The 13,995-nt window shown below is 43.4% G+C and carries 10 protein-coding genes; 7 read left to right on the top strand and 3 right to left on the bottom strand.

Going from position 1 to position 13,995, the window contains the following annotated elements:
- Window positions 1-72: 72 nt before the first annotated feature.
- A complete protein-coding gene (locus tag HC643_RS40225) occupies window positions 73-498 on the bottom strand; it encodes an ATP synthase subunit I (protein WP_336604418.1) in 426 nt (141 codons plus the stop codon).
- Window positions 499-875: 377 nt separating this feature from the next.
- Window positions 876-2,057 (bottom strand): class I SAM-dependent methyltransferase, encoded by a 1,182-nt coding sequence (locus HC643_RS40220; protein WP_038081656.1) that lies wholly within the window; start codon window positions 2,055-2,057, stop codon window positions 876-878.
- A gap of 480 nt (window positions 2,058-2,537) precedes the next feature.
- Here HC643_RS40220 and HC643_RS40215 point away from each other — a divergent pair, with 480 nt between their 5' ends.
- The 6 genes from HC643_RS40215 (at window position 2,538) to HC643_RS40190 (ending at window position 12,138) form a co-directional block, all read left to right on the top strand.
- Window positions 2,538-5,933 carry a phycobilisome rod-core linker polypeptide gene (locus HC643_RS40215; protein ID WP_038081658.1) on the top strand — a complete coding sequence of 1,132 codons (3,396 nt, stop codon included), beginning with the start codon at window positions 2,538-2,540 and terminating at the stop codon, window positions 5,931-5,933.
- A 566-nt stretch (window positions 5,934-6,499) separates the two neighbouring features.
- The gene (gene apcA / locus HC643_RS40210) at window positions 6,500-6,985 is read left to right on the top strand and encodes an allophycocyanin subunit alpha (RefSeq protein ID WP_038081660.1); all 486 of its coding nucleotides are present in this window, start codon (window positions 6,500-6,502) and stop codon (window positions 6,983-6,985) included.
- Window positions 6,986-7,050: 65 nt separating this feature from the next.
- On the top strand, window positions 7,051-7,539 hold the full coding sequence (apcB, locus tag HC643_RS40205; protein WP_017744941.1) for an allophycocyanin subunit beta: 489 nt from the start codon (window positions 7,051-7,053) through the stop codon (window positions 7,537-7,539).
- A gap of 216 nt (window positions 7,540-7,755) precedes the next feature.
- Complete coding sequence (locus HC643_RS40200; RefSeq protein WP_038079442.1) at window positions 7,756-7,962, top strand: phycobilisome linker polypeptide; 207 nt, start codon at window positions 7,756-7,758, stop codon at window positions 7,960-7,962.
- A 931-nt stretch (window positions 7,963-8,893) separates the two neighbouring features.
- Window positions 8,894-10,933 (top strand): alkaline phosphatase, encoded by a 2,040-nt coding sequence (locus HC643_RS40195; RefSeq protein WP_038079444.1) that lies wholly within the window; start codon window positions 8,894-8,896, stop codon window positions 10,931-10,933.
- Window positions 10,934-11,100: 167 nt separating this feature from the next.
- A complete protein-coding gene (locus tag HC643_RS40190; protein WP_082051786.1) occupies window positions 11,101-12,138 on the top strand; it encodes a cation diffusion facilitator family transporter in 1,038 nt (345 codons plus the stop codon).
- Between the two features lie 152 nt (window positions 12,139-12,290).
- Here HC643_RS40190 and HC643_RS40185 read toward each other — a convergent pair whose 3' ends face one another.
- Window positions 12,291-13,313 (bottom strand): sulfate/molybdate ABC transporter ATP-binding protein, encoded by a 1,023-nt coding sequence (locus HC643_RS40185; RefSeq protein ID WP_038079465.1) that lies wholly within the window; start codon window positions 13,311-13,313, stop codon window positions 12,291-12,293.
- 74 nt (window positions 13,314-13,387) lie between these two features.
- On the opposite strand from HC643_RS40185, the gene HC643_RS40180 reads away from it, so the two are divergent.
- Window positions 13,388-13,975, top strand: a complete 588-nt coding sequence (locus HC643_RS40180) for a Crp/Fnr family transcriptional regulator (protein ID WP_038079446.1) — start codon at window positions 13,388-13,390, stop codon at window positions 13,973-13,975.
- Window positions 13,976-13,995 lie beyond the last annotated feature (20 nt).

Here is a 13,995-nt window from a genome sequence, read left to right as displayed (position 1 = left end):
CGATTACGGCTTTAGCCGTAACGCGGTATGGATTTTCCTCCCGAAAAGCACTCGCGCCATCGCCTTTTAGGTCTACTGGAGCTTTGACGAGTCAGGGATAAATGCCCCCCTAACTACGTAAATGAGAAGCGTACCTTTGTAGGTGAGAAATCCCAAAAATATTGGCAATATTTGCAGTTTATTCCACTGTGATGCCAGTACAATAACTCCTACTAATAAAGCTAACCGAGTTTTGCTCAGCTTGGGGTTTTCTCTGCTCAACCGCTCAACATTTTTTGCCAGCATCCTCAAGTAAACCACACCCGCGCATGCCCCAAGTAAGTAATTCAGAGCCACGTTTCGGGAATACACAATCCATACACAGATAAATATAATCCCTGTCAAGACAAGAGTGATGACCAGCAATTCTCGGTAGAGATTGTAAAACTCTTGCATAGAAGAGCTTTTCCGTTCTGGATTCTCCAAACCGGGCTTTGCATCTTGTCCTGTTGTTGGCATGGATTTAATTGAGTCGTCTGACAAGCTCACGGGAGTTGAAACCAGTACAGTTATTTGTGTTGACTGTTTGCTCAGCCAGCTGAATCATATCACGATTGGGTAACAATACTTTAGAAAAAAACAATTAACTTATTGTCTGAAGAAAAAAAATTGGTAGATACAAAAGCATAAAAAGGATTTTTAATACAAAAAAATTGGATAAATAAGGATAATTTTTTACCTTTTTACCCATTGATTGACTCCAAGATCCCCTACTTCTTGAAGAAGCTAGGGGTCTGTCCAACCTTATATCAATAAGGAGTCAAGCAAATATTCTTTTAACTCTTATTCTACCTTTTTAGTGGGGCTGTGCGTCTCAAGTTGGCAACGTCACTATTTCAACCTAGTGTTAACATAATGAGCTGTTGTTTGAGAAGCTCTCGTACCCTATCTAACTCTAACTGTAAGCTTGCCAAAATTTCTCCCACTGTTGATTTCCCATCACAACTTTGTAAAAACTTTAACTCCGCTTCTGATAAGTTAACAAGTTGGTAATCGTAGTTCAACAGACATTGACTGGGGAAACCTTCTATGCATGGATTTCTTTCTGGAATTGCTGCTAGTATTGTGTCTAGTTCTGACCAATCTGCTTTGGGTAGCGGTGGACGATTCAAGAAAAACTCGTAGTGACTCACTTCTGGATCTAATAATTCTATTAAGCGATAACGCTGGCGATCGCTCAGATCTTTTGCTCGCTCTACTAACTCCGGTGCTTTACTCAAAAGTCTCTCCAACTCCCAAAAACTCGGATTGGAAAAACCGACAAAATCCAATCCCGAAGCATCAATGAGTTCAAACAAAGTTTCTATGTTGTAATCGATTTCCTGGGGATGTACGTACATATCAGCAAAGCACTCATCCCGTTGATTTTCCAACAACCATCGTTCCCGTTCCCTTTTAAGAATGCGGTTATTATCTGGTAAAGAAGCAAATATTTGCCGTCCAACACGAACACCATCGCGGTAATCGCCCCGCTTGTCACCTTGAAGAAGTGCGATCGCTTTTTGCATGAGTTGAATTTCCCAGCGTCCCAACTCTCCGTATACAAAGATATGCATCAAACCACCGGGAGCTAACTTCTTCGCTAAAGATTGAATTCCACGAATGGGGTCGGGTAAGTGGTGAAGAACGCCCACACAATTAATCAAATCAAACTCACCAGGTACCTGTTCCACGTCATACAAACTCAGGTGATGAAACTCCACACGATCTGCACCAGAACGCTGACAGCGCTCTTTTGCCACCGCTAAAGCATTAGCACTGAGATCGATACCGACAACACGAGCATGAGGATTGAGGTGAACGAGATACTCAGTTCCCACACCCGTACCACATCCAGCATCCAAAATACGGATATCCTGTTTGTCAGGTTTTTGACCCGTACAAAAGTTATAAGCAGCCAACCAATTCCAGCGCCAATTATAACCAGGGGGCGGTTCATCTAATAACGGTTCGGGAGGGAAGGGGTAGGTGTTGTAAAGTTTGGCGACAGCAGCACTAATCGTTTGAGGGTCGGACATCTCGTAGAGCAAAATTACAGCATTTCTTAATGTAGCGGAATATGGGAGATTGGGGAGATGAGGGGATGGGATTGAAGTTTTTGGATGGGTGATAGGTTGATTGGTACTTCTATAAGTTTGTCCCCCTTGTCCCCCTTTTCTCCCTCGTCCCCCTTGTCCCCCTTTTCTCCCTCGTCCCCCTTGTCCCCCTTTTCCCCAATTCCTAAAAATTGCAATAATTTGTTACAAAAATTCAATGAGTTCTCAGAGAGCTTGGAGTGGCTGCTTTATAGTTTGATACAAAAGAACTATAGTTTCTACACACTTCTTAATAAAGCCCCAGAGAAAACGCAAAACGTTCTAATCTAAAAGCTGACTGGGTTAATTTTTTCTGGCAGTCTTTAAGGCAGCATTCTTTAGGCATAAAAACACGCCCGTGTCAAGCCTAGAGCAACCCAGACTTAACACAAGAAAAAATATGATGGGAGTTTTACAAATCCGATGAGTGTTAAGGCAAGTGGTGGAAGCTCAGTTGCGCGTCCGCAACTATATCAAACCCTAGCTGTTTCAACAATTTCCCAAGCAGAGCAGCAAGATCGCTTTCTGGGTGCTGGGGAACTCAATGAACTGGCAAATTATTTTGCGTCGGGTGTCAAGCGTCTAGAAATCGCCCAGACACTCACGGACAATTCCGAGATTATCGTCTCTCGGGCTGCCAACCGAATATTCGTCGGTGGTTCACCAATGTCTTTCTTAGAAAAGCCAAGGGAACCTGAGATGGCAGCGGTTGGTGTATCTGGCGATGTCAGAGACAGCATGAAGTTGGGAACCGTCACCTATGTTGAATCTCGTGGTGGTTTCTTAGAAAACTTACGCTCTATCTTTAACTCCTCACCCGGTGCTCCAGTTCCTCCGGGTTTCCGACCCATCAACGTTGCGCGTTACGGTCCGGCAAACATGGCAAAAAGTTTGCGGGACTTATCGTGGTTTTTGCGCTACGTAACTTATGCGATTGTGGCTGGTGACCCCAACATTATTGCGGTCAATACCCGTGGTTTGCGAGAAATTATTGAAAATGCTTGTTCTGGTGAAGCGACAATTGTTGCTTTGCAGGAAATGAAAATTGCAGCGCTTTCATATTTCCGCAAAAATCCAGAAGGTACTGAGATTGTTTCTCAGTACATGGATGTTTTGATTACGGAGTTCAAAGCACCCAGCCCTTCTAACAAAGTGCGCCAACGTCCTTCCGGAGACCAACAGGGTTTGGCACTGCCACAAATTTACTTTAATGCGGCAGAACGGCGTCCTAAGTTTGTGATGAAGCCCGGATTGTCAGCAACAGAAAAAACCGAAGTCGTGAAAGCGGCTTATCGGCAAATTTTTGAGCGTGATATTACTCGTGCTTACGGTCAGTCCATTTCTTACCTGGAATCTCAAGTAAAAAATGGCACTCTGTCAATGAAAGAGTTTGTCCGTCGCCTTGGCAAATCTCCACTTTATCAAAAACAGTTTTTCCTCCCCTTTATTAACAGCCGCGCCTTAGAACTTGCTTTCCGTCACTTTTTGGGAAGAGGACCAAGCAGCAGAGAAGAAGTACAAAAGTACTTTGATATTGTTTCTAGAGGCGGTCTATCGGCGCTCATTGATGCTTTGGTAGATTCTGAGGAATATGGCGATTACTTTGGTGAAGAAACAGTACCCTACATCCGGGGTCTGGGTCAAGAAGCCCAAGAATGTCGCAACTGGGGACCGCAGCAAGACCTGTTTAACTACAGCGCACCGTTCCGCAAAGTTCCTCAATTTATTACACTGTTCGCTGACTACGAACAACCACTCCCCGACCAGCATCCCTACGGTTCTGGTAACGACCCATTAGAAATTCAGTTTGGGGCAATCTTCCCGAAAGAAACTCGGAACCCAAGCAACCGTCCCGCTCCTTTTGGTAAGGATACCAAACGCATCCTGATTCACTCTGGACCTGGCATTAACAACCAAAACAGCAATCCAAGAGCAAGAGGCGCATTCCCCGGTACTTTGGGACCCAAGGTCTTCCGTTTGGATCAGCTACCCGGTACAAGAGGTAAAAAAGCACCTACGGGAACCAGTGTTAAGTTCTCGGAAAGCTCCACTCAAGCAGTGATTCGAGGTGCTTACCTGCAAGTGTTCGGTCGTGACGTTTACGAAGGTCAGCGTCTGAAAGTTGCGGAAATTAAGCTGGAAAACGGTGAAATTTCCGTGCGGGAGTTTATTCGTGCTTTGGCTAAGTCGGACTTGTTCCGCAAAATGTACTGGACTTCGCTCTATGTCTGTAAGGCGATTGAGTACATCCACCGTCGCTTGTTAGGTCGTCCTACTTACGGTCGTCAGGAAAATAACAAGTACTTTGATATTGCCTCGAAGAAAGGTTTCTATGCTGTCGTTGATGCCATTATCGATAGCCAAGAGTATAGCGAGGCATTTGGGGAAGATACTGTTCCTTACGAACGTTATTTGACTCCTGGCGGTGTTGCTTTACGGAAACTGCGTGTTGGTAGCATTGGCGAGGATATCGGTGTAAGAGTTGACAAGGAAGAAACTCCACGTTTTGTGGAACTGGGCGCTGTTAAACAATTACGGACAGAACCAGATATTCAGTTCCGCATTAACCAAGGTGTTACCAAGAAGCGCGAGCAAACGAAAGTCTTTAAGTTGGTGGCAGCTAATAGCGATAAAGTGGCTGTAGAAACTCTTATCGGTGCAGCATACCGCCAGATTTTCGAGCGCAACATTGAGCCTTACATTGCCCAAAATGAATTCTCAGCTTTAGAAAGTAAGTTGGGTAACGGGGAAATTTCTGTTAAAGAATTTATTGAAGGTTTGGGGAATTCTAATCTTTACCTGAAAGAGTTCTATACTCCTTACCCCAATACTAAGGTGATTGAACTGGGAACCAAGCATTTCCTGGGAAGAGCACCGCTTGACCAAGCAGAAATTCGCAAGTACAACCAAATACTGGCAACTCAAGGTTTGCGTGCATTTATCAACGTATTGGTAAACTCTCAAGAATACCTGGAAGCTTTTGGTGAGGACACAGTACCGTACAACCGCTTCCCAACATTGCCTGCTGCTAACTTCCCGAATACGCAGAAGCTGTACAACCAGTTAACCAAGCAAACGAAGGATATCGTTGTCCCCAGCTTTGAGCCAGTACAAGCGCGTATCAATAGTGACAAGACACCGATCTTAGCGAAAGCGATCGCAGATTTGGCAGCGAAAGCTCGTGAAATCGATAAGAGCCAGCCACTGTTTATCGAGCTGGGTCGTTCCTTTAACGATGGACGCGGACAGTCTGTGGAAGTTGGTGTCGGTACAAGTCGCCGCAAGCCAGCACGCATTTACCGCTTTACAGTTGGCACAACCCAAGCGGAAATACAGCAGGTTATTGATGCGATTTACGTTCAAGTCATGGATGTGTTTAGCGGTCAAGTTCCCGCCTACTTCCGCCGGACTGACTTGGAAAGCCGACTGCGAAATGGTGAAATTTCTGTACGAGAGTTCGTGCGCGAACTAGCAAGTTCAGAAATTTATCGCAAGCGCTTCTACACCCCCTATCCCAACACCAAAGTTATTGAGTTCCTTTTCCGTCACATTTTGGGACGCGCACCAGCAACCCAAGCGGAAATTCGCCAATACAACAAACTGCTGGCTGATGGCGGTTTGAAAGTTGCTGTCGAGGCGATCGTCAATAGTGCTGAGTACTCTCGGTACTTTGGTGAGGACGTAGTACCTTACCCACGCTACCCATCCCTACCTGCAGGTAACTACCTGGGAAGTGTGAAGGCAGCTGCTGACCTAGTGAAGCAATCTTGGTCTAGCCTGTCTCCTGCTGTGTTAACAGGACGGTCTAACTTGCGCTAGGGAAGGCAGAAGGTGGGGGCTCTTGCCCCCACTCACGAGCGGTGCGATCTGGCATAGCGTTGGCATTGCCCACCCTAGGTCACCTTGTTCACCCTCGTGATGCAATTTTTTCGTTGCCACTACCTGGAAATACAAATCGGTGGGCTGCTTGGTACCTATGGTTGAGTGCGGGAAGCAAAGCCTCCGTAAGGATATTCCCAGGCTCAACCACCGGAGCGAGGCGAGCAACATTGATGGTAGGCAGTGCCTACCCAAGTAGTTTTGTAAAAAAAGTCATAAGTAATTAGTGGAAAAATGACTAATGACTTATGGCTCAGTTTTCTATTGCAATATTTCTTAATATTCTGCTCAGATTGCAGCCGCAATAGTAAACATGAAAAAGAATATTACAAACTATTAAGAAGAGTCATAATTGCTCAACAGAATGCCCGAAAATAATTCCGGAAGGTAGATGAGTTAAAAAACTTGTGTACGACTTGAGACACAAGTTAACTCTGTCAACCAAAGTCAAAGTCACACCAGTTTAACTAAAGTTCTGGTTTCATTAGTTCTGGAGGAATCCATTAATGAGTATTGTCACGAAGTCCATCGTGAATGCTGATGCAGAAGCTCGTTATCTCAGCCCAGGTGAACTGGATCGGATCAAGAGCTTTGTTAGCACTGGCGATCGCCGTCTTCGCATCGCTCAAGTGTTGACAGACAATCGCGAGCGCATCGTTAAGCAAGCTGGCGATCAGTTGTTCCAAAAGCGCCCTGATGTTGTTTCTCCTGGTGGCAATGCTTACGGTCAAGAAATGACCGCAACCTGCTTGCGCGACCTAGATTACTACCTCCGTCTAGTTACCTACGGTGTTGTAGCTGGTGATGTAACACCTATCGAAGAAATTGGTGTTGTAGGCGTCCGTGAAATGTACAAGTCTCTCGGCACTCCTATCGAAGCTGTTTCCGAAGGTATCCGTGGTCTGAAGAACGTTGCTGCTACTTTGTTGTCTTCTGAAGATGCAGCAGAAGCTAGCGCTTACTTCGATTACCTAGCTGGCGCTTTGCAGTAGGTGAACTTGTTTCCCGACTCAAACAAGAAGTATTGCAATACAGTTGGACATAAGGAATTAACAACATGGCTCAAGACGCAATTACCTCTGTCATTAATACTGCAGACGTTCAAGGTAAGTATTTGGACACCGCTGCTTTAGAAAAACTCAGAGCTTATTTTGGAACTGGCGAACTGCGCGTGCGTGCAGCTACCACAATTGCTGCTAACGCATCTGCAATCATCAAAGAAGCTGTAGCTAAGTCCCTGTTGTACTCTGATATCACCCGTCCTGGTGGTAACATGTACACCACACGTCGCTATGCTGCTTGTATCCGCGACTTGGATTACTACCTCCGCTACGCTACCTACGCTATGTTGGCTGGCGACCCATCTATCCTAGATGAGCGCGTACTCAACGGTTTGAAAGAAACCTACAACTCCTTAGGAGTACCCGTTGGCGCTACCGTACAAGCTATCCAAGCTATCAAGGAAGTCACTGCTAGCTTGGTAGGTCCTGATGCTGGTAAGGAAATGGGCGTTTACTTAGACTACATTTCCTCTGGCTTAAGCTAGGAAACAGTTTGCGCTTAAGAATTTAGGTGCGGCAACTTTAAGGACTGGAAATCAATCGTGAGTGCTAGAACGTTTGTGGCTTTTCGTAGTGCTAAGTGCTAGCGGTCTGGTATTGACGCCTGATTTCCAGCCTTTGAGTGATTAGAGAAGAATTTGCACTTAACAGAATTTTTGAGATAAAAAAGTTTTCACGTTCACTACAGGAGATCGAAAACAATGTCACGGGCATTTAAAATTACTGCTTGCGTACCTAGCCAAACCCGAATCCGTACTCAGCGCGAACTGCAAAACACCTACTTCACAAAGCTAGTTCCCTACGAAAACTGGTTCCGCGAACAGCAAAGAATTCAAAAAATGGGTGGCAAAATCGTTAAGGTTGAACTCGCTACTGGTAAGCAAGGTACCAATACTGGTTTGCTGTAATTGCTGTCAACTAGAACAATTTGTAGGGAGTTGTCAAGAGGTCAATGAGGACCTCTTTTTTATTTTTTTCAGGAGCTTCTGAACGCTACAGTGCAACTTTATAATATTTCATCTAAAAACCTTCGAGAGTTTGGATAGTATAAGAAATTTCTTATATATAAAAGTATTATTTTAACCATAAATTAAACTTTAATTTAACTAGCTTTAATTATAAAAATTATCATTGTGTATTAGATTTATAAATGAGTGGGGTAAGTATAAAAAGTAAATACAAGTGAGTCTAGAGAGAAAAAACAGAACTTTGTGAGAAACGAGCAATAACTTTAACCAATGAGGAATGGGACTCTTGCAAGGGAAAAACTTAGCTGACCAACTGAACCTTTTTCTCAACGGCTGAAATCTGATTTAACCTTTGTATAGGGTGGTATTTTATGCTTCGATTCCTAAAAAATAACCTAAAAAAGCTAACTTGGTTTTTAGTTGGCTTGGTAGGTATGTTTTTACTAGCATTGGGCTTGCATTTTATAACGTCGGTTTCAGTGGTAGGTAGCTCTCATCACCAGAGTTCTTTGCACGCATACACTCCAAGAAACCACTCTGAAAACTCTTATTGGTCTGTTGGAGTAACTAGAGATTCAGATCATTTGCCAACTTTTAATGGTTCTTGGGTCGAAAAGTTTCAATAGAGTCAGAACTTGCAGCATTATCAACAAAACCTAAAAAATAAGGTTTCTCAACAATAGAGCGAGAGTTTAACTTGAATGTGGAGCAATAGGCATTGGGAAGGAAGTGCTTTGCTCTAGTTCTTGTTGTGGCAGAGCTAAATTGTAAGAGTTGTGAGAAACCTCGTTTCTGCCATTTGTGCAAGATTTGAGTAGAGAAATTTCACAGTCGAACAAAACATTCCTACATTAATTGTCAGGGGAACTTCATGATTTCCTGGTTTGAAAAGTGCGTAAGAGCGATCGCCCTTGGCGCAAGCCGTACCCGGCTTATCGCATGGATTGCTAGCTGTCTGCTGTTGATTTCAACAGTTCTAATCGAAGAGCCTGCTTTTGCTGCGAAAGAAGCACAAGGTAACGGTGTTAACGTCATCATTATGATTGGTGATGGAATGGGTTGGGAACCAGCACGGGCAGGAGCCATTGCCAACAATGCACCCTTGTATACTCGTGGAAAAGGTCGTGGATTAAACTTTCAAAAGCTGGATGGATATACCTATGCAACAACCTATGGTACTACAGTTTTTGATGTGAAGAGTGGTGTCTTTGCTACTAGCAACTCAGCATTAGATGGAAGCAATCCTATTACTGGTCAGAGCAATACTCGCTCTGACTTTTCCTTTAAACCTTTTCCTTTTAACGTCGGTATTGATGTCGCAAGTGGGACAGGTGGTGCAACAGACCCCTCCTTAGGTAACCTCACAGGATGGGAAGTTGATAAAGGAGGTTCTAATCCTTGGACACCTTCTCAGCCTGCATCTTGCGATATTGAAGTTCCATTAGGCAAGTCATTAGGTAGCATTCCCAATCGGTTTACTTGTCAGTCAGAATACATTAAGCTTAGCTATCCAGACTCAGCTAACACGGCATTTACCCTTTACACAGGGGTCAAAAGCTACAACAACGCGATGGTGGATATCTTTGAAAATCCTGTAGAAACAATTCTACAAACAGCTAGAAAACAGGGTAAATCAACAGGTTTGCTAACTTCCGTACCCATTAGCCATGCAACACCCGGTTCAGCTGAAGCATCTGTCAATCGCCGTACTAAGTATGATTCTGATTTTCCTACCCTCGATAGCATTATTCAGCAGGCAATACGACCGGATTTTGATAACAATCCAGATCGACCTGACCTACAGGATACTTTCTTACCTACGGTGTTATTAGGTGGCGGTCATCCCCTAGATCATGACAATACTGTTAATACTCCAGGTCAGCCCGGTTATAAAGAGCCTGGAAATTGTAATTACGTCTACATTAAGTCATCAACTTACAAAGAATTAACAGGCAAAACATCTCTGAGTGATACAGAAGCTTGTCAAGCACCTGCTTCATCCAATCGTGATAATCGCTACGGTTATCGTTTTTTAGAACGAGGTCCAAATGCAGCAAAAGTTTTACTCAAGACCTCTAAAGAAATCGATCCCAATAAAGGCGAACGTCTATTGGGGCTTTATGGTGCTAGGGGACAAGAAGGAAATCTCCCAGTAAGCGGTGCCGATGGAGATTACAGTGTTACAGGTCTTGCTAACTTTGCCCGTCAGACTTCTCTCTATTTCCGTACCAACGATCCTTACAAGCGAGGAGATGCACCAGTAAACGATACTGACCGTCCTCTCCTACCTGGTGAAACACCCGAATCTTTTATTGCTCGCGAGATTAATGAAAATCCTACCCTTGCGGACCTAACTCAAGCAGCATTGAATGTTTTGGGTAAAGACCGAGATGGCTTTTGGTTGATGGTAGAAGGTGGTGATATTGACTGGGGAATTCACGACAATAATATCGATAACATTATCGGTACAGTGCTTGACTTTGATAAGGCAGTGGGTACTGCAATCAAGTGGATTGAGCGCAATGGAGGTTGGCAAAAGAATGTATTGATTGTGACAGCAGATCACGACCATTATTTAACCCTTTATCCTAACTTCCCAAGCTTGCTCAGAACCAAGGGTGCAAAAGAAATTACTTATGGACCGCAAACTGACTCCGCTTCTGTTGGTCACAGTTTTGGCTCGATTCCTGAAGACAAATATGGTTGGGGGAATCACACTCGTCGTCCAGTACCAGTTTACTACCAAGGCAAAGCGTTCAAGTTAGATAAATACATTGGTAAGGGTTACAAAGCCTACGGATATGATATTCCTGGCATCCCAGGTGGAGTCGATCAGGTTCATATTCATAAAGCAATGTATGAGGCGATTACGGGTGAGGAACCTAAAGACTACGTAAGTCAGCACAATTAAAGTTAGCTCATAAAGATTGTCATAAGTCACTTGTCAAGAGACAAGTGACTTATGTCATATCGCTTCTGAAAAGTTGTAATTCGTAACTCCTGTTTGCATCCCGAATTACGAATTCTTTTGTCATGTCTCTAGAATTTGTAAAACTTGCGTTACATTAAAATTGCCGTATGCTTTCCATTAAGCAACACTTGAATGGTTTAGAAATTGATAATAATCGCTTCTGTTCTTGCGACATTCGAGGGCATTTAGAAACAAACAAAGATCGACAAAATAGTTGGCAATTGTGGTTAGTACTGGTATCACTGGTTAGTTTTCTGCCAGCAGAAATAGCTCTCGGGCAGTGGAGCCACAGCCTTTCGCTGCAAGCAGATGCCGGACATTTGTTTTCTGACATAAGTGCATTCAGTTTAACACTGTTGGCGAACTGGTTGGCTCAAAGACCCGCCGCAGGTCATGCTACTTTTGGACATCGGCGGTTTGAAATTCTGGCAGCTTTGATAAATGGTTTTGGATTGTTAGCAATCGCTAGTTTTATCGCCTGGGAAGCGATTGAACGATTCCAGAATCCAGAACCTATTGTAAGTTTGCCTTTGTTATTGGGTGCAGGTTTAGGATTAATTATCAACGGTTTGAATTTGACACTGCTGCACAAGCATAACCTGAATGATTTAAATATCCGAGCAGCATTCTTGCATATTGTTGCTGATGCAATAAGTTCGTTAGGAATTCTAATCACTGCATTTATTATTTGCTGGCTAAAATTGTTGTGGATCGATCCAGTGATTAGCTTATTGATTGCTGGTTTTGTCGGTTTCAGTTCGATTCCTGTCATTCAAAGCAGTTTAGAAGTTCTGCTGGAGTATGCCCCTCGTTCTATCAATCCTAGAGATGTTGAAGTAGGATTGCGATCGTTTCCAGAGGTGCATAGTGTTGAGATGTTACGGATTTGGGTAAGTGGATCTGGTCAGATAGCTTTATGCGCTCATATCCAAGTTGAACTATTAGATATTCAACAACGCGATCGCTTGCAATGGAAGTTACAAGACTATTTAATTCAAACATTCGGTATTTACGAATCAACTCTACAATTATACGGGTGTAATATTGCAAATTTAGTTCCCTTACATCCTTTGTTAAAACGTAGTTTAATTTCGTACATTCACGAGCAGCCAGAAACCAAAAAAAGTCGATTCTTGAGCTATTAACTTTTGAGAATTACTCATATTTGTAGGAGGGGCAATGCCCTTCCTACTATGCCCAATGCTTTATTTTCAGAACTAACTAAGTAGATCGTTACAAATAAAGCTAAGTGTCAGGATTGTCTTCACTTGTCATTTGTAAGCTTTTTCTCACCTACCTACTTAGTAGCATAAGCCGGGAAGACTTTTGCCTGCTTGGGTTTAATAAACACCTGCCGATCTTCTTTTATATCGAGCCGATCGAACTGTTCGCGAGATAAATAAGCAATGACTGGTTCTCCAGACTGAAGAACTAACTCCACCCGAATTTCCCAACCTAAGTTAATAATCCGGTAGACCTTAGCCGATACAGAATTTTCTTCAGTAGGACTAGTTTTAATAGCAACATCATGGGGACGTAAAAAGACTTGATGGCTTGACGGAGTAGCAAAATCTTTATTGACCAAAATACCAGCGTTACTGGAAAGAACATTAACCGGACCAATAAAGCTCATGACAAAAGGTGAAGCAGGATGGTCGTAAATTTCAGCAGGCGTACCCATTTGCTCTACCCGACCTTTATTCATAACTACGATTTGATCGGAAACTTCCATCGCTTCCTCTTGGTCGTGAGTCACAAATACGGTTGTCACGTGAACCTCTTCATGAAGTTGTCTCAACCACATTCTTAATTCCTTACGGACTTTTGCATCTAACGCCCCAAATGGTTCATCTAAAAGCAATATTCTTGGCTGCACTGCCAATGCTCTTGCTAGCGCTACTCTCTGACGTTGACCTCCGGAAAGTTGTGAAGGATAGCGTTCCCCAAAACCCCCTAATTGAACTAATTCCAAAAGCTCTGCCACTCTATCCTGAATCCTATTTTTAGGAAACTTGCGAATTTCGAGTGGAAAGGCGATGTTCTGGCGCACCGTCATGTGCTTAAATAAGGCGTAGTGTTGAAAGACAAATCCTATCTGACGTTCTTGTACTGATTTATAAGTGGCATCTTCTCCCACCAACCAAACATGACCGGAATCTGGTGCTTCCAATCCGGCGATCATTCGCAGTAAAGTAGATTTCCCAGATCCAGATGGACCTAACAGAGCCACTAAAGATCCTGTTTTAACCTCCAAACTGACATCGTCTACAGCATAGAAAGAGCCGTACTGTTTAGTTACATTTTGAACTGCAATTCCCATAGCGATCTCCTTCAAGAAATTGATATAGTTAGAAACTACGGTTTTTTAATCGGAAAATAGTAATTCAAACAACAATGTCTATTTCATCACATTTTCCAAATTCATCCAGTCAAACCACCAGACACAGCTTTAAGACCCGCTCCTCGCTACCTCTCAAAGAGAATAGTTTGTGGAAAATTGAAACAGGAGTGGTCAGGGTTATCACTTGGCATGAAGACGGTACACTTGTCACCTTAGGAATTTGGGGACCGGGAGATATTGTCAGCCAAGCTTTTTCTAAAGTCGATCCCTATCAAATTGAATGTTTGACTAAAGTTGAAGCGATCGCGTTACCTCTAGATGGGTGGTTCCCACTGACACAGGTATTGCTTGCTCACATTCAACAAGCAGAAGAATTGATGATAATTCGCAGTCATAAAACAGTGGAAATTATGGTTGTTAAGTTGCTGACTTGGTTGGCTAAAAAGTTTGGTCGTGAAGTAGCATCGGGAAATCTTATTGATTTGCGGCTCACGCACCAGGACATTGCGGATATGCTCAATTCAACTCGCGTAACGATTACTCGTATCCTTACCCAGTTGGAAGAACAGGGTTTGATTCACCGTCTTCCCCTACACAGAATTGTCTTGAAAGAAGAAGAACTTTGGCACTATGAAATCTAGAGAAATTATGAATTATGAAT

It is taken from the genome of Tolypothrix bouteillei VB521301 (genome assembly GCF_000760695.4).
Classification (GTDB): Bacteria; Cyanobacteriota; Cyanobacteriia; order Cyanobacteriales; family Nostocaceae; genus Scytonema; species Scytonema bouteillei_A.
This window is presented reverse-complemented; position numbering and strand designations above follow the sequence as displayed.